The sequence below is a fragment of the Pseudomonas sp. SWRI179 genome (assembly GCF_014268705.1).
Taxonomy (GTDB): Bacteria; Pseudomonadota; Gammaproteobacteria; order Pseudomonadales; family Pseudomonadaceae; genus Aquipseudomonas; species Aquipseudomonas zanjanensis.
On record NZ_JABWRA010000005.1, the window covers coordinates 134,782 to 158,413 of the forward strand.

The 23,632-nt window shown below is 55.0% G+C and carries 18 protein-coding genes; all 18 read left to right on the forward strand.

All coding sequences use genetic code 11. The features are described 5' to 3' along the window. Nucleotides 1–141 precede the first annotated feature (141 nt). The 18 genes from gyrA (at nucleotide 142) to HU767_RS04735 (ending at nucleotide 23,632) form a co-directional block, all read left to right on the forward strand. A complete protein-coding gene (gene gyrA / locus HU767_RS04650; RefSeq protein WP_186728643.1) occupies nucleotides 142–2,805 on the forward strand; it encodes a DNA gyrase subunit A in 2,664 nt (887 codons plus the stop codon). Between the two features lie 304 nt (nucleotides 2,806–3,109). After that, nucleotides 3,110–4,195: a 3-phosphoserine/phosphohydroxythreonine transaminase gene (gene serC, locus HU767_RS04655; RefSeq protein WP_186704718.1), complete on the forward strand. Its 1,086-nt coding sequence runs from the start codon at nucleotides 3,110–3,112 to the stop codon at nucleotides 4,193–4,195. After that, nucleotides 4,195–5,289: a prephenate dehydratase gene (pheA, locus tag HU767_RS04660; RefSeq protein ID WP_003199233.1), complete on the forward strand. Its 1,095-nt coding sequence runs from the start codon at nucleotides 4,195–4,197 to the stop codon at nucleotides 5,287–5,289. Before serC ends, pheA begins: the two co-directional genes overlap by 1 nt. A 13-nt stretch (nucleotides 5,290–5,302) precedes the next feature. Continuing rightward, nucleotides 5,303–6,415, forward strand: a complete 1,113-nt coding sequence (gene hisC, locus HU767_RS04665; protein ID WP_186704719.1) for a histidinol-phosphate transaminase — start codon at nucleotides 5,303–5,305, stop codon at nucleotides 6,413–6,415. Nucleotides 6,416–6,443: 28 nt separating this feature from the next. Beyond that, nucleotides 6,444–8,651 (forward strand): bifunctional prephenate dehydrogenase/3-phosphoshikimate 1-carboxyvinyltransferase, encoded by a 2,208-nt coding sequence (locus HU767_RS04670; RefSeq protein ID WP_186704720.1) that lies wholly within the window; start codon nucleotides 6,444–6,446, stop codon nucleotides 8,649–8,651. After that, nucleotides 8,648–9,337: a (d)CMP kinase gene (gene cmk / locus HU767_RS04675; RefSeq protein ID WP_003183882.1), complete on the forward strand. Its 690-nt coding sequence runs from the start codon at nucleotides 8,648–8,650 to the stop codon at nucleotides 9,335–9,337. Before HU767_RS04670 ends, cmk begins: the two co-directional genes overlap by 4 nt. Nucleotides 9,338–9,456: 119 nt before the next feature. Beyond that, nucleotides 9,457–11,145, forward strand: a complete 1,689-nt coding sequence (gene rpsA, locus HU767_RS04680; protein ID WP_186704721.1) for a 30S ribosomal protein S1 — start codon at nucleotides 9,457–9,459, stop codon at nucleotides 11,143–11,145. A 267-nt stretch (nucleotides 11,146–11,412) separates the two neighbouring features. Further along, complete coding sequence (locus tag HU767_RS04685; RefSeq protein WP_186704722.1) at nucleotides 11,413–11,691, forward strand: hypothetical protein; 279 nt, start codon at nucleotides 11,413–11,415, stop codon at nucleotides 11,689–11,691. A gap of 145 nt (nucleotides 11,692–11,836) precedes the next feature. Next, entirely contained in the window at nucleotides 11,837–12,133 is a 297-nt protein-coding gene (gene ihfB, locus HU767_RS04690; protein ID WP_003199243.1) for an integration host factor subunit beta, read from the forward strand. 26 nt (nucleotides 12,134–12,159) lie between these two features. Beyond that, nucleotides 12,160–12,384, forward strand: a complete 225-nt coding sequence (locus HU767_RS04695; protein ID WP_186704723.1) for a LapA family protein — start codon at nucleotides 12,160–12,162, stop codon at nucleotides 12,382–12,384. Between the two features lie 181 nt (nucleotides 12,385–12,565). Beyond that, nucleotides 12,566–13,615, forward strand: coding sequence for a Wzz/FepE/Etk N-terminal domain-containing protein (locus HU767_RS04700; protein ID WP_186704724.1), 1,050 nt, complete (start codon nucleotides 12,566–12,568; stop codon nucleotides 13,613–13,615). A 165-nt stretch (nucleotides 13,616–13,780) separates the two neighbouring features. Further along, a complete protein-coding gene (tviB, locus tag HU767_RS04705) occupies nucleotides 13,781–15,064 on the forward strand; it encodes a Vi polysaccharide biosynthesis UDP-N-acetylglucosamine C-6 dehydrogenase TviB (protein WP_225917542.1) in 1,284 nt (427 codons plus the stop codon). Between the two features lie 42 nt (nucleotides 15,065–15,106). Continuing rightward, complete coding sequence (locus HU767_RS04710) at nucleotides 15,107–16,129, forward strand: NAD-dependent epimerase/dehydratase family protein (RefSeq protein WP_186704726.1); 1,023 nt, start codon at nucleotides 15,107–15,109, stop codon at nucleotides 16,127–16,129. 206 nt (nucleotides 16,130–16,335) lie between these two features. After that, on the forward strand, nucleotides 16,336–17,466 hold the full coding sequence (locus HU767_RS04715) for a glycosyltransferase family 4 protein (protein ID WP_186704727.1): 1,131 nt from the start codon (nucleotides 16,336–16,338) through the stop codon (nucleotides 17,464–17,466). After that, on the forward strand, nucleotides 17,463–18,437 hold the full coding sequence (locus HU767_RS04720; RefSeq protein WP_225917543.1) for an NAD-dependent epimerase/dehydratase family protein: 975 nt from the start codon (nucleotides 17,463–17,465) through the stop codon (nucleotides 18,435–18,437). Before HU767_RS04715 ends, HU767_RS04720 begins: the two co-directional genes overlap by 4 nt. Nucleotides 18,438–18,455: 18 nt before the next feature. Further along, entirely contained in the window at nucleotides 18,456–19,472 is a 1,017-nt protein-coding gene (locus HU767_RS04725) for a glycosyltransferase family 4 protein (protein ID WP_186704728.1), read from the forward strand. A 114-nt stretch (nucleotides 19,473–19,586) separates the two neighbouring features. After that, complete coding sequence (locus HU767_RS04730) at nucleotides 19,587–21,581, forward strand: nucleoside-diphosphate sugar epimerase/dehydratase (protein ID WP_186704729.1); 1,995 nt, start codon at nucleotides 19,587–19,589, stop codon at nucleotides 21,579–21,581. Nucleotides 21,582–22,171: 590 nt separating this feature from the next. Continuing rightward, entirely contained in the window at nucleotides 22,172–23,632 is a 1,461-nt protein-coding gene (locus HU767_RS04735; RefSeq protein ID WP_186728644.1) for a lipopolysaccharide biosynthesis protein, read from the forward strand.

The following is a 23,632-nucleotide window of genomic DNA, read 5'->3' on the forward strand; positions in this document are numbered from 1 at the left end:
GTGGTCTTTACTGCGCAGATCCATGGCATAACTCGTTGATTTGTCGTAAGTCGCTGCATGGCACTTGTTCTGCAGCGGCGAGCTTCGTTCGTCCCATCTGGATGTGACGAGGTTTCACCAGAAAAAGGAATCAGGCTTCTCATGGGCGAACTGGCCAAAGAAATCCTCCCGGTCAATATCGAAGACGAGCTGAAACAGTCCTACCTCGACTACGCGATGAGCGTAATCGTCGGGCGGGCGCTGCCGGATGCGCGCGATGGCTTGAAGCCCGTGCACCGACGCGTGCTGTTCGCGATGAGCGAGCTGGGCAACGACTTCAACAAGCCGTACAAGAAATCCGCCCGTGTCGTCGGCGACGTGATCGGTAAGTATCACCCCCACGGCGACACTGCCGTGTACGACACCATCGTTCGTATGGCGCAGCCATTCTCCCTGCGCTACCTGCTGGTAGACGGCCAGGGCAACTTCGGTTCCGTGGACGGCGACAACGCCGCGGCCATGCGATACACCGAAGTGCGCATGACCAAGCTGGCCCACGAGCTGCTGGCCGACCTGCACAAGGAAACCGTGGACTGGGTGCCGAACTACGACGGCACCGAAATGATCCCGGCGGTCATGCCGACCCGTATCCCGAACCTGCTCGTCAACGGCTCCAGCGGTATCGCCGTGGGCATGGCGACCAACATCCCGCCGCACAACCTCGGTGAAGTCATCGACGGTTGCCTGGCCCTCATCGACAATCCCGAGCTGACCGTCGATGAGCTGATGCAATACATCCCTGGTCCGGACTTCCCGACCGCCGCGATCATCAACGGTCGCGCGGGCATCATCGAAGCCTACCGCACCGGCCGTGGCCGCATTTACATGCGCGCCCGCTCGACGGTCGAGGACATCGACAAGGTCGGTGGTCGCCAGCAGATCGTCATCACCGAACTGCCATACCAGCTGAACAAGGCCCGCCTGATCGAGAAGATCGCCGAGCTGGTGAAAGAGAAGAAGCTCGAAGGCATCACCGAGCTGCGTGACGAGTCCGACAAGGACGGCATGCGCGTCGTGATCGAGCTGCGCCGTGGCGAAGTGCCTGAGGTGATCCTCAACAACCTCTACGCCCAGACCCAGCTGCAAAGCGTGTTCGGCATCAACATCGTTGCGCTGATCGACGGCCGTCCGCGGATCCTGAACCTCAAGGACCTGCTGGAAGCCTTCGTCCGTCACCGCCGCGAAGTGGTCACCCGCCGTACCGTATTCGAGCTGCGCAAGGCGCGCGAGCGTGGCCACATTCTTGAAGGCCAAGCCGTTGCCTTGTCGAACATCGACCCGGTGATCGCCTTGATCAAGGCCTCGCCAACGCCATCGGAAGCCAAGGAAGCGCTGGTCAGCACGCCTTGGGAATCCTCCGCGGTGGTGGCCATGGTCGAGCGTGCCGGCGCCGATTCCTGCCGTCCGGAAAACCTCGATCCGCAATACGGCCTGCGCGAAGGCAAGTACTTCCTGTCCCCGGAACAGGCGCAAGCCATCCTGGAACTGCGCCTGCACCGCCTGACCGGCCTGGAGCACGAGAAGCTGCTGGCCGAGTACCAGGAGATCCTCAACCAGATCGGCGAGCTGATCCGCATCCTCAACAGCGCCACGCGCCTGATGGAAGTGATCCGCGAAGAACTGGAAGTGATCCGCGCCGAATACGGCGACGTGCGCCGCACCGAGATCCTCGATGCGCGCCTGGACCTGACCCTGGGTGACATGATCCCGGAAGAAGAGCGCGTGGTGACTATTTCCCACGGCGGCTACGCCAAGACCCAGCCGCTGGCCGCCTACCAGGCCCAGCGTCGCGGCGGCAAAGGCAAGTCGGCGACCGGCGTCAAGGACGAGGACTACATCGCTCACCTGCTGGTCGCCAACAGCCACACCACGCTGCTGCTGTTCTCCAGCAAAGGCAAGGTGTACTGGCTCAAGACCTACGAGATCCCGGAAGCCTCCCGTGCCGCACGCGGTCGTCCGCTGGTCAACCTGTTGCCGCTGGACGAGGGTGAATACATCACCACCATGCTGCCGGTGGAGGAATACACCGAAGGTCACTACATCTTCATGGCGACCGCCAACGGCACTGTGAAGAAGACCCCGCTGGAATCCTTCAGTCGCCAGCGCAGCGTCGGCCTGATCGCCCTGGAGCTGGACGAAGGCGACGTGCTGATTTCCGCCGCCATCACCGACGGCGAGCGTGAGGTCATGCTGTTCTCCGACGGCGGCAAGGTTACCCGCTTCAAGGAATCCGACGTCCGCGCCATGGGCCGTACCGCCCGCGGTGTCCGTGGTATGCGCCTGCCGGAAGGGCAGAAGCTGATTTCCATGCTGATCCCTGAAGAAGGCAGCCAGATCCTCACCGCTTCGGCCCGTGGTTATGGCAAGCGCACGGCCATCAGCGAGTTCCCCGAGTACAAGCGTGGCGGCCAGGGCGTGATCGCCATGGTCAGCAACGAGCGTAACGGTCGCCTGGTCGGCGCCGTGCAGGTGCTCGACGGCGAGGAGATCATGTTGATTTCCGACCAGGGCACGCTGGTGCGTACGCGGGTCGACGAAGTGTCGAGCCTGGGTCGTAACACCCAGGGCGTGACGCTGATCAAGCTGGCCAGCGACGAAACGCTGGTCGGGCTCGAGCGGGTCCAGGAGCCGTCGGAAGTCGAAGGCGAGGAGCTGGAAGGCGAAGACGGCGTGGCGCTCGACGGCACCCTCGGCGCCGATGTCGACGATGCTGTCGGCGACCAACCGCTCGACGCTGCCGCAGACGAAGAAGAACCGCAGGACTAAGCGGACACACAGGGGGCGGATGAAGATTCGCCCCCTTGTTGTTTGTTCTGTTTGAAAATTTGCGACACTGCACAGTCCCAAGGATGCTGCCCCTCTCTTGAGGCTTGTTTGATTCATTGTGGCGAGGGAGCTTGCTCCCGCTTGAGTGCGAAGCGCTCACAAAAAAAGAGGGGCCGCTGCGCAGCCCAGCGGGAGCAAGCTCCCTCGCCACGGATTCATCCATGCCTTGAATGAGCGGTAACCCCTGTGGGAGCGGTGCGGACCAAAAGATTTAAGTGACCACCAGATCAGAGCGAGATTGGATGTGAGCAAGAGAGCCTATAACTTCTGTGCCGGCCCGGCGGCGCTTCCTGAAGCGGTCCTGAAACGTGCCCAGGGTGAACTCCTCGACTGGCACGGCAAGGGCCTGTCGGTCATGGAAATGAGCCATCGCAGCGATGAGTTCGTGTCCATTGCCACCAAGGCCGAGCAGGACCTGCGTGATCTGCTGAACATTCCGTCCAATTACAAGGTGCTGTTCCTGCAGGGCGGCGCCAGCCAGCAGTTCGCCCAGATCCCGTTGAACCTGTTGCCGGAAAACGGCAGCGCCGACTATATCGACACCGGCATCTGGTCGCAGAAAGCCATCGAAGAAGCGTCGCGCTACGGTCACGTCAACGTGGCGGCCACCGCCAAGCCCTACGACTATTTCGCCATTCCCGGCCAGAACGAGTGGAAGCTGTCCAAGGACGCGGCCTATGTTCACTACGCGCCGAACGAAACCATTGGCGGCCTGGAATTCAACTGGATCCCGGAAACCGGCGACGTGCCATTGGTGGCCGACATGTCTTCGGATATTCTCTCGCGCCCTGTGGATATCTCCCGTTTCGGCATGATCTACGCCGGTGCCCAGAAGAACATCGGCCCAAGTGGCATCCTGGTCGCCATCATTCGCGAAGACCTGCTGGGGCGCGCCCGTTCCCTGTGCCCGACCATGCTCAACTACAAGGTCGCGGCCGACAACGGCTCGATGTACAACACCCCGCCGACCCTGGCCTGGTACCTGTCCGGCCTGGTGTTCGAATGGCTGAAAGAGCAGGGTGGTGTCGAAGCCATTGGCAAGCTCAACGAAGTGAAGCAGCGCACACTGTATGACTTCATCGATGCCAGCGGCCTCTACAGCAACCCGATCAACAAGACCGATCGCTCATGGATGAACGTTCCGTTCCGCCTGGCCGACGACCGTCTCGACAAGCCGTTCCTGGCCGGTGCCGACGAGCGCGGCCTGCTGAACCTCAAGGGCCACCGTTCGGTCGGTGGCATGCGCGCCTCCATCTACAACGCCGTCGACATCAACGCCGTCAATGCGCTGATCGCCTACATGGCAGAGTTCGAGAAGGAACATGGCTGATGTCTGAGCAAGAACTCAAGGCGCTGCGCCTGCGCATCGACGCCCTGGATGAAAAGGTCCTGGAACTGATCAGTGAGCGCGCGCGCTGCGCCCAGGAAGTTGCCCGTGTAAAGATGGCCTCCCTGGCTGAAGGCGAAGTGCCGGTCTTCTATCGCCCCGAGCGTGAAGCCCAGGTGCTCAAGCGTGTCATGGAGCGCAACAAGGGGCCGCTGGGCAACGAAGAGATGGCGCGCTTGTTCCGCGAAATCATGTCCTCGTGCCTGGCCCTCGAGCAGCCGCTGAAAGTCGCCTACCTGGGGCCGGAAGGCACGTTCACCCAGGCTGCGGCCATGAAACACTTCGGTCACGCGGTGATCAGCAAGCCGATGGCTGCCATCGATGAAGTGTTCCGTGAAGTCGCCGCCGGCGCGGTGAATTTTGGCGTGGTGCCGGTGGAGAACTCCACCGAAGGTGCGGTCAACCACACGCTGGACAGCTTCCTCGAACACGACATGGTGATCTGCGGCGAAGTCGAGCTGCGCATTCACCATCACCTGCTGGTGGGCGAGAACACCAAGACCGACAGCATCAGCCGGATCTATTCCCACGCTCAGTCGTTGGCCCAGTGCCGCAAGTGGCTGGACGCTCATTACCCGAACGTCGAGCGCGTGGCGGTCTCGAGCAACGCCGAGGCGGCCAAGCGGGTCAAGGGCGAGTGGAACTCGGCGGCGATTGCCGGCGACATGGCGGCCGGCCTCTACGGGCTGACGCGCCTGGCCGAGAAAATCGAGGATCGCCCGGACAACTCCACGCGGTTCCTGATGATCGGTAGCCAGGAAGTGCCGCCGACCGGCGACGACAAGACATCGATCATCGTCTCCATGAGCAACAAGCCTGGCGCGCTCCATGAGTTGCTGGTGCCGTTCCACGACAACGGTATCGACCTGACGCGGATCGAGACCCGTCCGTCGCGTAGCGGTAAATGGACCTACGTGTTCTTCATCGATTTTGTCGGCCATCACCGTGATCCGCTGGTAAAAGGTGTGCTGGAAAAAATCAGTCAGGAAGCAGTGGCACTCAAGGTGCTGGGTTCCTACCCCAAGGCAGTTCTTTAAGGGCGGATAGCAAATGAGTGGCAACTTCCTCGCTCTGGCTCAGCCAGGCGTGCAACAACTCTCGCCTTACGTTCCGGGCAAACCCGTGGACGAACTGGCCCGCGAGCTGGACCTGGATCCGGCCAGCATCGTCAAGTTGGCGAGCAACGAAAACCCGTTGGGCGCGAGCCCCAAGGCGCTGGCGGCGATCCGCGACGAACTGGCCGAGCTGACCCGCTATCCCGATGGCAATGGCTTTGCGTTGAAAAGCCTGCTGGCCGAGCGTTGCGGTGTCGAGCTGAACCAGGTGACCCTGGGCAACGGCTCCAACGACATTCTTGAATTGGTGGCGCGGGCGTATCTGGCGCCAGGTCTCAACGCTGTATTCAGCGAGCACGCGTTCGCGGTCTATCCGATCGCGACCCAGGCCGTCGGCGCGGATGCCCATGTGGTTCCGGCCAAGGAGTGGGGGCACGACCTGCCGGCCATGTTGGCGGCCATCGACGCCAATACCCGCGTGGTCTTCATCGCTAACCCGAACAACCCGACCGGCACCTGGTTCGATGCCCAGGCCCTGGATGACTTCCTCCAGGACGTGCCCGCGCATGTGCTGGTGGTGCTGGACGAGGCCTACATCGAATACGCCGAAGGCAGCGATTTGCCCGATGGCCTGGATTTCCTCGCGGCCTACCCGAACCTGCTGGTATCGCGTACGTTCTCCAAAGCCTACGGCTTGGCTTCGCTGCGGGTCGGCTACGGCCTGTCCACTGCGGTGGTGGCCGATGTGCTGAACCGCGTGCGCCAGCCGTTCAACGTCAACAGCTTCGCCCTGGCCGCCGCCTGTGCCGCGTTGCAGGATGAAGCCTACCTGGCTGAAAGCCGTCGCCTGAACGCGGCCGGCATGGAGCAGTTGGAAGCAGGCCTGCGTGAACTGGGCTTGGGCTGGATTCCCTCGAAAGGCAACTTCATCTGTGTCGACCTGGGGCGCGTCGCCGCGCCGGTGTACCAGGGGCTGTTGCGCGAAGGTGTGATCGTGCGTCCGGTGGCCAATTACGGCATGCCGAACCATCTGCGCATCACCATTGGCCTGCCGGCGGAAAACAGCCGTTTCCTCGAGGCGTTGAGCAAGGTCCTGGTTCGTGGTTGATGTCACTTCACTGCAACCTGCTGTCCCTATGATCGGTCGCCTGGTGGTAGTCGGCCTGGGGTTGATCGGCGGCTCGTTTGCCAAGGGCTTGCGTGAAAGCGGCTTGTGCCGTGAAGTGGTCGGTGTCGACCTGGATCCGCAGTCGCGCAAGCTGGCCGTGGAGCTGGGCGTGGTTGATCGCTGCGAAGATGACTTGGCAATCGCATGCCAAGGCGCGGATGTGATCCAGCTGGCGGTGCCGATCCTGGCCATGGAAAAATTGCTGGCGCGCCTGGCAACCATGAACCTGGGGCAAGCGATCCTGACCGACGTCGGCAGTGCCAAGGGCAACGTGGTGCATGCAGCCACCGAGGCTTTTGGCGGGATGCCGGCGCGTTTCGTGCCCGGTCATCCAATTGCCGGTTCCGAGCAGAGCGGGGTGGAAGCCTCCAACGCCGAACTGTTTCGTCGTCACAAGGTGATCCTCACGCCCCTGGACCAGACCGATCCGGCCGCGCTCGCCGTAGTGGACCGTTTGTGGCGCGAATTGGGCGCCGATGTCGAGCACATGCAGGTCGAGCGTCACGATGAAGTGTTGGCGGCCACGAGCCATTTGCCGCACCTGTTGGCGTTCGGCCTGGTGGATTCATTGGCCAAACGCAATGAAAATCTTGAGATCTTCCGTTACGCTGCCGGCGGTTTCCGCGATTTCACGAGAATCGCCGGAAGCGACCCGGTCATGTGGCACGACATCTTCCTCGCCAACCGCGAAGCTGTCTTGCGCACACTCGATACATTTCGCAGCGACCTCGACGCCTTGCGCGACGCGGTCGATGCAGGGGACGGGCACCAATTGCTGGGCGTTTTCACACGCGCCAGGGTGGCCCGCGAGCATTTCAGTAAAATCCTGGCCCGTCGGGCCTATGTGGACGCTATGAACTCCAACGATCTGATTTTCCTGGCACAACCTGGTGGCTCCCTGAGTGGGCGTATTCGTGTACCGGGCGATAAATCGATTTCCCACCGTTCGATCATGCTCGGCTCCCTGGCCGAAGGCGTGACCGAGGTGGAAGGCTTCCTTGAGGGCGAAGACGCCCTGGCGACGCTGCAAGCGTTTCGCGACATGGGCGTGGTCATCGAAGGCCCGCACCACGGTCGCGTGACCATCCATGGTGTCGGCCTGCACGGCCTCAAGCCTGCTCCAGGGCCGATCTACCTGGGCAACTCCGGGACCTCGATGCGCCTGTTGTCCGGCCTGCTGGCCGCCCAGGACTTCGACAGCACCCTGACCGGTGATGCTTCGCTGTCCAAGCGTCCGATGAATCGGGTGGCCAACCCGTTGCGGGAAATGGGCGCAGTCATCGAGACGGCCGCCGAGGGTCGTCCGCCGATGATCATTCGTGGTGGCAACAAGCTCAAGGGCTTGACCTACACCATGCCAATGGCCAGCGCCCAGGTGAAATCCTGCCTGCTGCTGGCGGGTCTCTACGCCGAAGGCAAGACCACCGTCACCGAACCGGCCCCGACCCGCGACCACACCGAGCGCATGCTGCGCGGCTTCGGCTACCCGGTCACGGTCGATGGCGCCACGGCGTCCGTCGAGTCTGGCAGCAAGCTGACTGCGACCCACATCGAAGTGCCGGGCGACATCTCGTCGTCGGCGTTTTTCCTGGTGGCCGCCTCGATCGCCGAAGGCTCCGACCTGGTTCTGGAGCACGTTGGCATCAACCCGACCCGTACCGGCGTGATCGACATCCTGCGCCTGATGGGCGCCGACATCACCTTGGAAAACCAGCGTGAAGTGGGTGGCGAGCCGGTAGCTGACCTGCGCGTACGAGCGGCTAAACTCAAGGGTATCGAGATTCCGGAGGCGCTGGTTCCGCTGGCCATCGACGAGTTCCCGGTGTTGTTCGTGGCGGCCGCCTGTGCAGAAGGGCGCACCGTATTGACGGGTGCCGAGGAGCTGCGGGTCAAGGAATCGGATCGCATCCAGGTGATGGCTGACGGCTTGCTCGCCCTGGGCGTCAAGTGCCAGCCAACCCCGGATGGCATCATTATCGACGGCGGCCAGATTGGCGGCGGCGAAGTCCATGGTCACGGTGATCACCGCATCGCCATGGCCTTCAGTGTTGCGTCTTTGCGCGCCAGTGCGCCGATTCGCATCCATGACTGCGCCAACGTCGCGACGTCGTTCCCGAACTTCCTGGCGCTGTGCGCGCAGGTCGGTATCCGAGTAGCACAAGAGGCACAGTCGTGAACATCAAGGCACCGGTCATCACCATCGATGGCCCAAGCGGTTCGGGCAAGGGCACCGTCGCCGGGATCCTGGCCAGGCAGTTGGGCTGGAACCTGCTCGATTCGGGCGCCTTGTACCGTCTGTTGGCGTTCGCCGCCGCCAACCATGGCGTCGACCTGACCAACGAGGAATTGCTCAAGGCGCTGGCCGCTCATCTGGATGTGCAATTCATCGCGGCGACCGACGGTCAGCTCCAGCGCATTATTCTGGAAGGCGACGAAGTCAGCGACGTCATCCGTACCGAAAGCGTGGGCGCCGGTGCCTCCCAGGTCGCCGCGCTGCCGGCGGTGCGCGAAGCCTTGCTGCAACGCCAGCGTGCATTCCAGGAGCCGCCAGGGCTGGTGGCCGATGGCCGCGACATGGGCACGGTGGTGTTCCCCGACGCGCCGCTGAAGATTTTCCTGACTGCCAGCGCCGAGGAACGGGCGCGCCGCCGATATTTGCAGTTGAAGGGCAAAGGCGAGGATGTTAGTCTGTCGAGTCTGCTAGATGAGATCCGTGCACGCGATGAGCGTGACACCCAGCGCGCAGTAGCCCCGCTAAAGCCGGCGGCCGATGCGATACAGCTGGATTCCACGGAGTTGTCCATCGATCAGGTGTTGCAACGCATCATGAGCGAGATCGCGCTTCGCGATATCGCCGGGTGACAGGAAGCTCCGCAGGGGACCAGTCATAGTCCTGCGGCGCTTCTTTTATATGAAACTAACCCACACCGTCTGGGGTGTGGAGATGGGCGTTTACTTCGCCCTAATCAACAGGAATTAAAATGAGCGAAAGCTTTGCGGAACTCTTTGAAGAAAGCTTGAAAACCCTGAACCTTCAGGCAGGCTCCATCATCACCGGCGTTATCGTTGATATCGATTACCAAGCTCGCTGGGTAACCGTTCACGCTGGTCTGAAGTCTGAAGCGCTGATCCCGCTTGAGCAGTTCTACAACGACGCTGGCGAACTGAACATCAACGTCGGTGACGAAGTTCACGTTGCGCTGGACTCGGTTGAAGATGGCTTTGGTGAAACCAAGCTGTCCCGTGAGAAAGCCAAGCGTGCTGAATGCTGGATCGTTCTGGAAGCGGCCTTCGCAGCTGAGGAAGTGGTCAAGGGCGTTATCAACGGTAAGGTTAAAGGCGGCTTCACTGTCGACGTTAACGGCATCCGTGCGTTCCTGCCAGGTTCCCTGGTTGACGTCCGTCCAGTGCGCGACACCACGCACCTGGAAGGCAAAGAGCTGGAATTCAAGGTCATCAAGCTGGACCAGAAGCGCAACAACGTTGTCGTTTCCCGTCGCAGCGTCCTGGAAGCCGAGAACTCCGCCGAGCGTGAAGCTCTGCTGGAATCGCTGCAGGAAGGCCAGCAGGTCAAGGGTATCGTCAAGAACCTCACCGATTACGGCGCATTCGTCGATCTGGGTGGCGTCGATGGCCTGCTGCACATCACCGACATGGCCTGGAAGCGTATCAAGCATCCTTCGGAAATCGTCAACGTTGGCGACGAGATCGATGTCAAGGTTCTGAAGTACGATCGCGAGCGCAATCGTGTTTCCCTGGGCCTCAAGCAACTGGGTGAAGATCCATGGGTCGCTATCAAAGCCCGTTACCCAGAAGGCACCCGCGTCACCGCTCGTGTTACCAACCTCACCGACTACGGCTGCTTCGCTGAGCTGGAAGAAGGCGTTGAAGGCCTGGTACACGTTTCCGAAATGGACTGGACCAACAAGAACATCCACCCTTCGAAAGTCGTACAAGTCGGCGACGAAGTGGAAGTCATGGTTCTGGACATCGACGAAGAGCGTCGTCGTATCTCCCTCGGCATCAAGCAGTGCAAGTCCAACCCATGGGAAGACTTCTCTGGCCAGTTCAACAAGGGCGATAAAATCTCCGGCACCATCAAGTCGATCACCGATTTCGGTATCTTCATTGGTCTGGACGGCGGCATCGACGGCCTGGTTCACCTGTCCGACATCTCCTGGAACGAAGTGGGCGAAGAAGCCGTACGCCGTTTCAAGAAGGGCGACGAGCTGGACACCGTTATCCTGTCGGTTGACCCAGAGCGCGAGCGTATCTCCCTGGGTATCAAGCAACTGGAAAGCGATCCGTTCTCCGAGTACGTTCAAGAGAACGACAAAGGCGCAATCGTTAAGGGCATCGTGAAAGAAGTTGACGCCAAAGGCGCCATCATCACTCTGGCCGACGATATCGAAGCGACTCTGAAAGCCTCCGAAATCAGCCGTGACCGCGTTGAAGACGCGCGCAACGTTCTGAAAGAAGGCGAAGAAGTAGAAGCCAAGATCATCAGCGTTGACCGCAAGAGCCGCGTAATCCAGCTCTCCATCAAGTCGAAAGACGATGCTGAAGAGAAAGAAGCAATCCAGAGCCTGCGCGAGAAGCCAGCTACTGATGCTCCTGGTCCTACCACTCTGGGCGACCTGCTGCGTGCACAGATGGAAAAACAGAACTAAGTTCTGTCAGACCATGAAAAAGGGCGACTTCGGTCGCCCTTTTTTGTGGGCTCGATTCCTTGTAGGAGCTGCCGAAGGCTGCGATCTTTCTCCAGTCGCGAAACCAACCTCCAAGCCCAGCTGTCTCTTTCTTTAAGCGTATCAGCCATCTATCAAGGTTGGACCACAGATGTCATGGTTCCCCCTGAGCAATGTGGGAGCGAGCCTGCTCGCGATAGCGCCAGATCAGGCACCACCCAGTCGAGCGATAGATATTTAAGGAGATGAATGAACAGACTCATCCTGATCTTCGCAATACTGACATTGGCAGGTTGCACCACAAGTGCCAAGACCCACGCAGTGCGTGGTGTCAGCGGTATTGAAGTCGACTGTTCAGGGTTGGGCTCTGGCTGGGAGAAGTGCCATAAGAGAGCCGCAAGAGAGTGCAAGGGCGCAGGCTACAAGGTCATTACCCGATCCGACGACGCGAAGGATAACGATCAATACCCCTTTGGTTTTAATCCGGCTGGCTATCTGACTCGCACGATGTTGCTCATCTGTCGATAGTTTGAGAAAAACTCCTGGGCCTGCATGGAAAGAAGCGACAAGGGAGCAAAGAAGAATGTCAATACTTGGGCTGTTCAAATCCCTCCGGTCATGCTAAAACCTTTTCAAGCGATTTTCCTAGCTGCTTGAAAAAGAAGGGAAAAATATGACGAAGTCGGAGTTGATCGAACGAATTGTCACCCATCAAGGGCTACTCTCATCCAAGGATGTGGAGCTGGCTATCAAGACCATGCTTGAACAAATGTCCCAGTGCCTGGCTACGGGTGATCGTATTGAAATCCGTGGTTTCGGCAGCTTTTCTCTGCATTACCGCGCCCCGCGGGTAGGTCGCAATCCAAAGACCGGCCAGTCCGTCAGCCTTGATGGAAAATTTGTTCCTCATTTCAAGCCAGGCAAAGAGCTTAGGGATCGGGTGAATGAGGAGGAGGGGGATGAGCTCTGACGGAGCGCTAAGACAAAGGAGTTCTCATGCGGAGCTTTAAACGCCTGGCCCTTGTTGTACTTGCGCTGCTCGTGGCCTCGGCAGTCGTCCTGTTTGTGCTTGAAAACAACCAGTCGGTCGCATTGCTGTTTCTGGGCTGGTCATCACCGCAACTTCCTGTTTCAGTTTGCGTGCTAGTGTCACTTCTCGCTGGTATGATGGTTGGCCCGTTGCTCGCGTGGTTCATGGGGGCGCGTAGGCGATCGAAATAAATGGATGTGTGAGCCCAGGGGTCTTGGTAAGGATCACTGTCTACAATTTTTTCTGACTTTGGGTGCGTTTTGTTCGTATTTAATCTAGCTCAGTGTGCCGCTGTGTCCGACGCGGCTTTGCCCGTCTTGCCTTTTAATGCGTTTGGTGTGTACGCGAACGCGATGCCAAGCGAGGCTTTCCATGCAAAATGATCGTATTGATGCGCGTCGCGATGACGAAATTGATCTGATCGAGCTGGTCCGGGGCCTCTGGGCTCAGAAAGGGTTGATTTTGGGTGTCACTCTTTTGGTTGCTGTTGGCGCGGGTCTTTATGCGTTTCTCAGTAAGCCTGTCTATGAAGCCAAGCTTTTTATCATGCCGCCTACTCAGAATGGTATAGCTGAGCTCAACTATGGCAGGGGTAAAAGTAGCGAGCTCGACATCTACTCCATAGACCACGTCTACGAAGTTTTTGCTCGTAACTTACAAGCAGAATCACTTCGTCAGAGGTTTTTCAACGAGGTTTACCTTCCATCATTGAGCGAATCGCAGCGAGAAGGGGCGCTCGACCAGGTCTACGTGCGTTTTTCACGCGAACTGGTCATCAAGCAGCCCGGTAAGGATTCTCCGGATCGTTATTTAGTCGCTGTGAAAAACGAAGATCCCGTTCGCGCCACAGAGTGGGCCAAAACGTATGTGAAGCTCGCCAGCGAAGCGGCCGAATCTGAGCTTATCAAGAACGTAACGGCAGAAGCGTCGGTTAGGGCACGGAATCTGGAACAGCGGATTATCAGCTTGCGGGAAAACGCCCAGCGCATTCGAGAGGATCGGGTACAGCAGCTACGTGAAGCCTTAAATATCGCCCAGGCAATTGGTCTCACGACACCCAGCGTGAATTCTACGGCTGCGGTTGATATTACGGTCGAAACAGGAAACAAGCTGGATTATCAAAGGGGTAGTAAAGCGTTGTCTGCGGAGGTAGACGCGCTGCAGGCACGCTCTTCCGATGATGCGTTTATTCCTGATTTGCGATCGCTTCAGATGCGATACTATTTTTATAGCAAATTGAACATCGATCCTGAGAGCATCTCAGTCTACCGCCAAGACGGCACAGTAGAGCTGCCGGAGAGTCCCATCAAGCCGAAGAAGATGCTGATCCTGCTCTTGGGTGTGATAGGTGGCGTTTTGCTAGGCTGTTCTGTCGCGTTGCTTCGTATCTTGTTCAGTCGAAGTGACAAGAATCTGGTTTAAGCGTTGTTCATAAGGGGGCTGGACATAGTGTAAGCGCCCCTCAGCGACGGTGCGGGTCGAGTGTTCTGGAGATTGCGCTCGTATATATTCAGTCGGCAGTGACTATTATTCTACAGTGGTAGATTTCAATGCTGCGCTAACTACCAATTTAAAGTGGATATGAAATTGAATAATCAAAACTTTGAAAGTGTAAAACTTGGAATCGTAGGCTTGGGTTACGTGGGGCTGCCTCTTGCCGTGGAGTTTGGCAAGCACTATTCCGTTTTGGGTTTCGATATCAGTGAGCGTAGGATTGAAGAGCTGAGTGGAGGTCGAGATTCGACGCTTGAAGTCAGTGAGCAAGAGCTGGGCGAAGCTAAGAATCTGCAGTTCTCCACCAGTGTGGAGAAACTTAGTAATTGCAATATCTTCATAGTGACCGTTCCAACGCCCATAGATCAGTATAACAATCCGGATTTGACTCCGTTGTTGAAGGCATCTGAGACTATTGGGAGTGTGTTAAAAAAAGGTGACGTAGTAATTTACGAGTCAACCGTGTATCCCGGGGCAACCGAAGAGGATTGCGTCCCAGTTTTAGAGCGTGTATCAGGCCTGAAATTTAATTCGGATTTCTACGTTGGATATAGTCCTGAAAGGATCAATCCAGGCGATAAAGAGCATCGTGTCACCACGATCAAGAAAGTGACGTCGGGCTCCACGCCGGAAGTGGCCACCAAAATTGATAATCTGTATAAAAAAATTATCATTGCTGGAACACATAAAGCCAGCTCAATAAAAGTCGCTGAAGCTGCTAAAGTCATCGAGAATACTCAGCGAGATCTGAACATCGCGCTAATCAATGAGTTGGCGATTATTTTTAATAAGCTGGGCATTGACACGGAGTCTGTCCTGAAAGCCGCAGGAACCAAGTGGAACTTTTTACCGTTTCGTCCAGGTTTGGTGGGCGGTCACTGTATTGGCGTAGATCCTTACTATCTGACGCACAAAGCACAGTCCATCGGGTACCATCCGGAGATTATCCTGGCCGGCCGGCGCCTTAATGACAGCATGGGAGAATACGTCGTTTCCCAACTCGTGAAGGCGATGGTTAAGAAACGCATACACGTGGACGGTGCGCGAGTATTGATAATGGGGCTTACGTTTAAAGAGAACTGCCCGGATTTAAGAAATACGCGAGTTATCGACATCATTAGTGAGTTGGCTGACTATAATATCGTTGTCGACGTTTTTGATCCATGGGCAGCGGCTGAGGAGGCAGAGCATGAGTATGGAATTAAGCTGCTTTCCACGCCCGCCCCAGATTCGTATGACGCAATTGTTCTGGCTGTCGCGCACTCTCAGTTTGCCGATATGGGGCCTCGTCACATTCGCTCATTAGGCAAGGCAAATCACGTGCTTTATGACCTTAAATATCTGCTTGATAATGATGAGTCGGATATCCGACTTTAATTATACGTGTCTATTGTTTTGCAGAATGAATTTGGAGGTCGTATGAGTCGATACAATGAGCTGGTTGCCACTCTCCCGAAGAGCCCGCGTGTATGGCTCATTACTGGTGTTGCGGGGTTTATAGGTTCTAACCTGCTTGAGACGCTATTAAAACTGGATCAGAGCGTCATTGGCCTTGATAACTTTGCTACTGGCCATCAGCGAAATCTCGATGAGGTCAAGGGCGAAGTTTCAGCTGATCAATGGGCTCGTTTCACGTTAAAAGTTGGAGACATCCGCACTCTGGATGATTGCCGAAACGCGTGCGAAGGCGTCGATTATGTACTCCATCAAGCGGCGTTGGGCTCTGTTCCCAGATCATTGGCCGATCCCATTCTTACTAACGCATCTAATATAGACGGCTTTTTGAATATGTTGGTCGCTGCCCGTGATGCGCGGGTAAAAAGCTTCACTTATGCGGCGAGTAGTTCTACTTATGGCGATCATCCAGCTTTGCCAAAAGTCGAAGACGTCATCGGTAAGCCTCTTTCACCCTATGCCGTAACGAAATATGTTAATGAGCTGTATGCCGATGTTTTTTACAAGAGCTATGGTTTCAACACGATCGGCCTGCGTTATTTCAATGTGTTTGGAAAAAGGCAAGACCCGAACGGAGCCTATGCTGCCGTAATACCTAAATGGACCGCTGCGATGATTTTGGATGAGAGCATCAATATCAACGGAGATGGTTCAACAAGCCGAGATTTTTGTTTTATCGAGAACGTTGTTCAGGCCAATCTTCTGGCTGCAACCGAAGAAAAAAGCCATGCTTTGAATAATGTTTACAATGTGGCGGTGAATGCACGAACGAGCCTGGAAGAGCTGTTTTCCATGTTGAAGGCTATGTTGGCAGATTTGGGCGTAAATTATGCAAAGGAGCCTGTATATAAAGACTTCAGGGCTGGAGATGTCCTGCATTCTCAGGCAAGTATCGAAAAGATCAAAAATAATTTGAGCTACGCTCCCGATTATAGTGTCGCTGAGGGCTTGAGAGTGGCAATGCCTTGGTATCTGAAAAACGTATGATGGGCGCTGCTTTGATGTCTCGATTAGAAATGTATCCAGTCATTCTAACTTTGGAAGAGTTGTCTTCAGCAAGTATGGTTTGATGCACTCTGATGATGGGGTTGTGACTGTCAGCTGTAAATTGCACGATTCATTCTTGGTTGATGTAAGAGTGCATGGTCTTCAACTGGATATATTTTTAATTTGACAGTTTATGTGGGGGAGGAATGAGTCGGATACTGCTAATTGTAGTCAATGACCCTCGGTATTTTTTGTCGCACCGATTGCCGATAGCCAAGGCAGCCCAAGGGAAGGGCTATGAAGTGCACGTTGCGAGCATTGCGAGCCCTTTGTCAGGAAAAGTTGTTGAAGAAGGCTTTATTTATCACACGATCAAGTTAGAGCGCGGCGGTACCAACCCATTCCTTGAGTTCTTTGCGATGATATCGTTCGTGAGATTGCTTTGGCGTCTACGGCCGACTCTTTTGCATTTGGTGACGACTAAACCGGTTCTTTATGGGGGGATGGCTGCTCGCCTCGCTCCTGTCGGAGGGGTTGTATCCGCCATCGCTGGCATGGGCTCTGTGTTTATTGGAAGAGACTTGCGGTCGAAAGTTCTGTCGTTTGTTTTGAGACGTATGTATCGATTAGCGCTGGGCACTCACAATCTTCGGGCGATCTTTCAGAACCCTTGCGACCGCGCCCTGGTGATGAAGATGAGCGGCTTGGATGCTGATAAGGCGGTGTTGATTCGTGGTTCGGGGGTCCATCTGGCTTCTTATCCGGTTTTGCCAGAGCCAATCGGCACGATAACCGTTACGTTTGCAGGACGATTCCTTAGGGACAAGGGTGTCCATGAATTTATCAAGGCCGCCCAATTAGTCAAACGTCGTCAGAACGATGTGATCTTTCAACTGGTTGGTGACGTGGATGAAGGCAACCCAACCAGCCTTTCCGGTGCTGAGGTAGAGGCCCTGACAGTCGAAGGGAATGTACGTGTACTCGGTTATCAGAGTGATCTGGCCAAGATATTTTCTCGTTCGCATATTGTAGTCTTGCCCTCTTATCGAGAAGGATTACCAAAAGTCCTGATCGAGGCTGCGGCCTGTGCGCGGCCTGTTGTCACGTCTGACGTTCCCGGCTGTCGTGATGCTATTATAGCGGGAGAAACCGGACTGCTTGTGCCGGTTAAAGACGCCGAAGCATTAGCCATCGCGATTGAGAAGTTGGTTTCGAATGCAGAGTTAAGGCATGACATGGGTCGTGCTGGAAGAAAATGGGCGGAGCGTGAGTTCGCCATTGAGAATGTGGTGAAAGTCCATTTGGATGTCTATCAAACACTTGAGGCTGAATCTTGAACTTGCCAAAGAGCATAGTTATAACCGGCGCAACAGGATTCGTTGGTCGGGCTCTAGTCGAAAAACTGCAAGGTAATTCAGATTATAAGCTGACGTTGTTGGTTCGAAAACAGGTTGACTGTTTTTTATCAGGTGTAGATCAGGTTGTCGTGCCGTCGGAGAAGCCCTTTCAGCGTCCTTTATCTATTAGTAAGGGGGCGACTGTTATTCATTTGGCGGGACGGGCACACATATTAGATGATAAATCCGAAAGTCCTCTGCATGAATTCAGGCTCGTTAATGTTGAAGCTACAATTGACTTGGCGCGTCAAGCAATGGAGGCTGGAGCCAAAAGATTCATTTTCGTTAGCTCTATCGGGGTTAACGGTTCTGTAACATATTCCGTTCCATTTAATGAGGATGCAGCTCCACAACCGCATGCGGACTATGCTGTATCCAAACTAGAAGCTGAATGTGCATTGCGCGCTCTGGTAGAAAAAAGTTCGATGGAGTTGGTGGTTATTCGGCCACCGTTAGTCTATGCAGCGAATGCCCCAGGCAATTACCAACGTTTGATGCGTTTGGTGTCCAAGGGCTTGCCTTTACCCCTCGGTGCTATAAAAAATCTTAGAAGCCTAATTTCGCTGGAAAACCTGGTTGACTTTATTTGTCTTTGCATCGAACACCCAGCAGCGGCTAACGAGCTGTTTCTAGTGTCAGATATCAGGCCGGTGTCTACAAGCGAGATGATAACCGCGCTGGCCCAGGGCATGGGATTGAAACCTCGGCTCATTTCGGTACCTGATTTTTTGCTCCGTACTGGTGCTAGGGTCTTCCGGAAACAATCAATCTACACGCAGCTATGTGGTTCATTAGTTATTGATTCATCGAAGGCTCGTGACCTGCTGGGTTGGACTCCGCCCATCTCGGTGATTGATGCGCTGCATCAGTCAGGACGTAAATATATGATGCAGAAAAAGTTAGATGTTTAAGCATAGGCGTGTTCTGTAATGAAAATATTTGTTTTGCTTTTGCTCAGCACCGGTGCCTCATTGGTATTAACCTGGATTTTACGCTCGTATGCCATTCATAAGAACATTATCGACATCCCGGGGGGGCGTAGTTCACACACCATACCCACCCCCCGGGGGGGCGGCTTGGCATTTGTCATTGTCTTTCTCTTGGCGCTGCCGCTACTTGCAGGCAACGGTTTTCTGTCTTGGTCCGCGGCGTGGGCGATGTTGGGAGCGGGTATCGGGGTCGCCGTTCTCGGCTTTCTGGACGACCACGGTCACATAGCAGCTCGCTGGAGGTTGCTTGGCCATTTCTCAGCTGCAATTTGGGCGTTATGTTGGCTAAGTGGTCTGCCCACGATTAACTTGTTTGGTCATGAGTTTGCGTTGGGTTGGTTTGGACACGTACTGGCGGTCGTTTATTTGGTGTGGATGCTCAATCTCTATAACTTCATGGATGGTATCGATGGTATCGCTAGCGTGGAGGCGATATGCGTTTGCCTCGGCGCATGTGTCATTTACTGGTTGGGTGGATTTAACGGCCTTATCGTGGCGCCGCTGATGTTGGCGATGGTAGTCGTGGGGTTTCTTTACTGGAATTTCCCCCCTGCACGTATCTTCATGGGCGATGCGGGCAGTGGGTTCCTAGGGATCATCCTTGGGCTGCTTTCCTTGCAAGCCGCTTGGGTTTCTCCGAAGCTTCTATGGGTGTGGCTGATTTTACTCGGTGTCTTTATCGTGGATGCTACCGTCACCCTTATGAGGCGCCTTCTGCGGGGCGACAAGGTATACGAAGCTCATCGCAGCCATGCCTATCAGTTCGCCTCACGCCAGTACGGGCGTCATTTACCAGTGACGCTCGCCGTCGGTGCCATTAATCTATTCTGGCTCCTACCCCTGGCCGCTTGTGTCGTATGGTGGAATGTCGATGGAGGGTTAGCGCTGACGGTGGCTTATGCGCCGCTGGTGTTCCTGGCTGTTAGATTTCATGCCGGGGAGCTCGAGAAGGTATGACGCCAGACTGATGGATGGTTTTTTCTGTTTGGCAATTGTCCAATGGACAACGGATTCACAACGTACTTCAGTAATGGATGCATTAGAGCCCGGTCAGGGTGCGTGAAGGTAGTTATGGATAAAGTAAGAACAGCGTTGCTGGGGCTGCCCAGACGTCATAAGCGGGCAATCCAGGTGACCACGGATGTGGTTTTAGTCTGGGCCGCGCTCTGGTTGGCTTTTGTCGTCCGGTTAGGTATTGACGTATGGGCGACCCCCATCGAGACCCATCTCTGGCTTTTTGCGTCTGCCCCGGTGATCGCGATTCCAATTTTCATTCGCTTCGGAATGTACCGCGCGGTGATGCGCTATTTCGGCAATGATGCGTTGATTACCATCTGCAAGGCCGTCAGTCTTTCGGCATTGCTATTAGCGCTTGTGGTGTATTGGTACAGCAACCATACGACCTTGGTACCGCGATCTATCATTTTCAATTTCTGGTGGCTGAGCCTCATCATGCTTGGAGGCCTGCGCTTGATGATGCGGCAATATTTTCTGGGTGATTGGTTCTCCGCAGCCCAGCATGTGCCATTTGCGAATCGCGATGATGGCCTGCCCAAGGTTGCGATTTACGGTGCGGGTGCGGCGGGCAACCAGCTCGTCGCCGCACTGCGTATGGGGAGGGTGATGAGGCCTGTCGCATTTATTGATGATGATCGGAGTATCGCTGACCGGGTTATCGCCGGATTGCAAGTTTATCAGCCCAAACATATCCAGAAGATGATTGACGCGACCGGCGCGCAGGAAATCCTGTTGGCCGTTCCTTCTTCGTCACGCGGTCGTCGTAGGGAAATCCTGACATTGCTGGAGGGGTTCCCGTTACACGTTCGCAGTGTTCCGGGATTCATGGATCTGGCAAGCGGCCGGGTCAAGGTGGATGACATCCAAGAGGTGGACATCGCGGATTTACTTGGGCGTGATTCCGTACCGGCCCAGGCTGATCTGTTGGAGCATTGTATAGCAGGGCAATCGGTATTGGTGACCGGTGCCGGCGGGTCAATCGGCTCTGAATTGTGCCGCCAAATCCTGGCCCTTCAACCCACTACACTGTTGCTTTATGAGCATAGCGAATTCAATCTTTATAGCATTTTGTCTGAACTTGAACCCCGAATAGCCCGGGAGTCCTTGTCTGTAAGGGTGTTGCCGATTCTAGGATCGGTACGGGATGAGAACAAATTGCTGGACGTGATGAAGACTTGGAGCGTCAACACGGTCTATCACGCTGCGGCTTACAAGCATGTGCCCATGGTAGAGCATAATATTGCGGAAGGCGTTCTGAACAACGTAATCGGAACGCTTAATACCGCGCAGGCCGCATTGCAGGCTGGCGTGTCAAATTTTGTGCTTATTTCTACTGACAAGGCAGTTCGACCCACCAATGTGATGGGCAGTACGAAGCGACTCGCGGAGCTGACTTTACAAGCCCTCAGTCGAGAGCTGGCCCCCGTATTATTTGGCGACAGGGCAAACGTCTCACGGGTCAATAAGACCCGCTTCACTATGGTTCGATTCGGTAACGTACTGGGCTCTTCCGGTTCAGTAATTCCCCTGTTTCACAAACAGATCAAATCCGGGGGGCCTCTGACCGTTACGCACCCCAAGATCACGCGCTATTTCATGACAATCCCTGAAGCCGCTCAGTTGGTAATCCAAGCGGGCTCCATGGGGTTGGGTGGGGACGTATTTGTTTTAGATATGGGCGAGCCGGTAAAAATCATCGAGCTAGCAGAAAAAATGATCCACCTGTCAGGTCTAAGTGTCCGCTCTGAAAAAAATCCCCATGGGGACATTTCGATAGAATTCACTGGCCTGCGTCCTGGAGAGAAGCTCTACGAAGAGCTGCTGATCGGCAACAACGTTGTCGCGACTCAACACCCTATGATCATGAGCGCCAATGAGGATCACCTGCCTTGGGAGCTGCTGAAGGCCAGCTTGACCGAGCTGCTCGCTGCCATTGACCGTGATGATTACGCCAGGGTTCGACAGTTGCTTAGGGATACGGTGAGTGGATATGCCCCGGATGGCGAGATTGTCGATTGGATTTATCAACAGCGTCGCCTTGAGCCTTAACATATCTGACATGTTGTAACGTGCAGGTTTTTGACAGCCTTTCACCATCGCTAATATTTGAGAAGCAGCTTCGGAAAGCTGCTTTCTCTTAACGATGTCATGGAGCGTCATCAATGCTTAGAGGAAACTAGTAGGTAGGCGCCGTTGTAATTTATGAAGCCCACTTCTAGGCCTACTGCGTTGAGCAATGCTCCAGCCCTTCCTTCAGGTTAGACAGAGCCGGTACGTTCAGTCCTATAGTATTTTGTGCAGGCCCAAAGCGGTCGTTTGAGGTGGTTTGATCCGGCCTCGCCATGCCGTGGGCTGACCGCAGATCGACTTTTTCAAGAATCATTCCAATTATCAAGCCCGGCCTGGCCTCCGAACGGTGCAAGGATTTTGCGCACACAGCGATCCGTGTCTGGAGAAAATCGTAGATACCATCCTTCAGATGGACAGTTTCCGCATAAAAAGGCACGATGTGTCGTTGACTGAGCGCGTATTGAGAGCTTCTGGCATACTCTAGGCCGGAAATCATCAAGCGATTTGCAGTTTGTATTGTGTACTGTTTTGCTTGATAAATAAGTTTGTAGTAAATACAAGGATTGACTTTGAAGACAAAAGCAATAAGTACGGCCAATGAAAAAAGTAGAAGTGGTTTTTTTTGGTTGTTATTGGGGACCGCTGGTCAAAACGCCGTACAGCTCATTTCAATTCTCATTCTAGCTCGAATCCTGACGCCAGCAGAATTTGGGGTCGTTGGCATTGGTGCCGCCATCATTGCGTTTTTGAGGATTTTTTCTGAGGTCGGAGTAGGGCCTGCTCTGGTTCAAAAAGAAGAAATATCCTCGGTGGACATCAAAACAGCCAATTCGATGTCTTTGCTATTGGGCGTCATTCTGGCCATCTCTTTATATTTTTCAGCTGAAAGTTTTTCACTTTTTTTTAGTATGCCGGAGCTGACGGAAGTATTGAGAACACTGGCCTTGATGCTGCCTGTCATTTCATATTCTGTGGTAGGGCAATCGTTGCTTCAACGACGCTTCGAATTTAAGAAGTTGTCGAGTGTTACGTTTTCAAGTTATCTGGTTGCTTACGGCGGCGTTTCGGTTTACATGGCGCTGCATGGATATGGCATGTGGTCCTTGGTTGCTGCATTCTGGATTCAGTCGATAATTTTTCTGATATTGATACTGATACTGTGCAGGGATGCCGCGAAGGTCGGTTTTAGCTACCCCAGCGCCAAGGGGATGCTGGACTTCGGCGTAGGCTACTCGATGGCCCGGCTCTGTAACTATGCCGCAGGCCAGGGGGATAACCTCGTTGTAGGTAAGCTCCTCGGCGCCGAGTCGGTTGGGCTCTATGGGCGGGCCTATCAAATCATGTCCATGCCCGCGATCTTATTTGGCAGCGTAGTGGATAAGGTGTTTTTTCCACTGATGGCAAAAATGCAGAATAATAATGAGGCGCTCGAAAGGCTATACCTCTCTTCGATTTATTTTTCATTGCTTATATTTGTATATCTGAGCGGTTATATCTACATTTTTTCCGATCAACTGATAGGTGCTCTCTTCGGTGATGGATGGGGTGAGGTAGCAAAACTGATAGAGGTTATGTCAATCGGTTTGTATTTCAGAATCGGCTATAAATTTAGCGATTGCTTAACGATGGCGGTTGGGAAAGTCTATGCCCGTGCGGGTATTCAATTCCTTTACGCTCTCTCTGTTGTGGTACTCGTGGTGTTGGGAAGTGGGTGGGGATTGATAGGCGCCTCGATAGGTGTGGTGGTGGCGATAGTTCTCAATTATCTGATGATGATGATGCTTGTCTGGAGAATATTGAACTTTAACGTGGGCGTAGTATTCCTTCGTCACCTCAAAGTGCTTGGTTTGTTTTCAGTCTCGCTTCTGATTTTCCTGTTTTTAAATCGGTTGATTGATATTAAAAGTCCGCTCTTGGGGTTCGTTGTGTCTAGTCTGATTTATGCCGCTTCATTCGGAGTGGTGTTGGTCGTATTTGCAAGGTACCTGAAAGACGAGTTTGGAGTTCTCAAGCTTGTTGCCAAGCGATGA

What these genes read in the sequence shown, in the direction of transcription:
- gyrA (WP_186728643.1), top strand. Translation starts at nt 142, where the DNA reads ATGGGCGAACTGGCCAAAGAAATCCTCCCGGTCAATATCGAAGACGAG.
- pheA (WP_003199233.1), top strand. Translation starts at nt 4,195, where the DNA reads ATGTCTGAGCAAGAACTCAAGGCGCTGCGCCTGCGCATCGACGCCCTG.
- hisC (WP_186704719.1), top strand. Translation starts at nt 5,303, where the DNA reads ATGAGTGGCAACTTCCTCGCTCTGGCTCAGCCAGGCGTGCAACAACTC.
- HU767_RS04670 (WP_186704720.1), top strand. Translation starts at nt 6,444, where the DNA reads ATGATCGGTCGCCTGGTGGTAGTCGGCCTGGGGTTGATCGGCGGCTCG.
- rpsA (WP_186704721.1), top strand. Translation starts at nt 9,457, where the DNA reads ATGAGCGAAAGCTTTGCGGAACTCTTTGAAGAAAGCTTGAAAACCCTG.
- HU767_RS04685 (WP_186704722.1), top strand. Translation starts at nt 11,413, where the DNA reads ATGAACAGACTCATCCTGATCTTCGCAATACTGACATTGGCAGGTTGC.
- ihfB (WP_003199243.1), top strand. Translation starts at nt 11,837, where the DNA reads ATGACGAAGTCGGAGTTGATCGAACGAATTGTCACCCATCAAGGGCTA.
- HU767_RS04695 (WP_186704723.1), top strand. Translation starts at nt 12,160, where the DNA reads ATGCGGAGCTTTAAACGCCTGGCCCTTGTTGTACTTGCGCTGCTCGTG.
- HU767_RS04700 (WP_186704724.1), top strand. Translation starts at nt 12,566, where the DNA reads ATGCAAAATGATCGTATTGATGCGCGTCGCGATGACGAAATTGATCTG.
- HU767_RS04710 (WP_186704726.1), top strand. Translation starts at nt 15,107, where the DNA reads ATGAGTCGATACAATGAGCTGGTTGCCACTCTCCCGAAGAGCCCGCGT.
- HU767_RS04715 (WP_186704727.1), top strand. Translation starts at nt 16,336, where the DNA reads ATGAGTCGGATACTGCTAATTGTAGTCAATGACCCTCGGTATTTTTTG.
- HU767_RS04725 (WP_186704728.1), top strand. Translation starts at nt 18,456, where the DNA reads ATGAAAATATTTGTTTTGCTTTTGCTCAGCACCGGTGCCTCATTGGTA.
- HU767_RS04730 (WP_186704729.1), top strand. Translation starts at nt 19,587, where the DNA reads ATGGATAAAGTAAGAACAGCGTTGCTGGGGCTGCCCAGACGTCATAAG.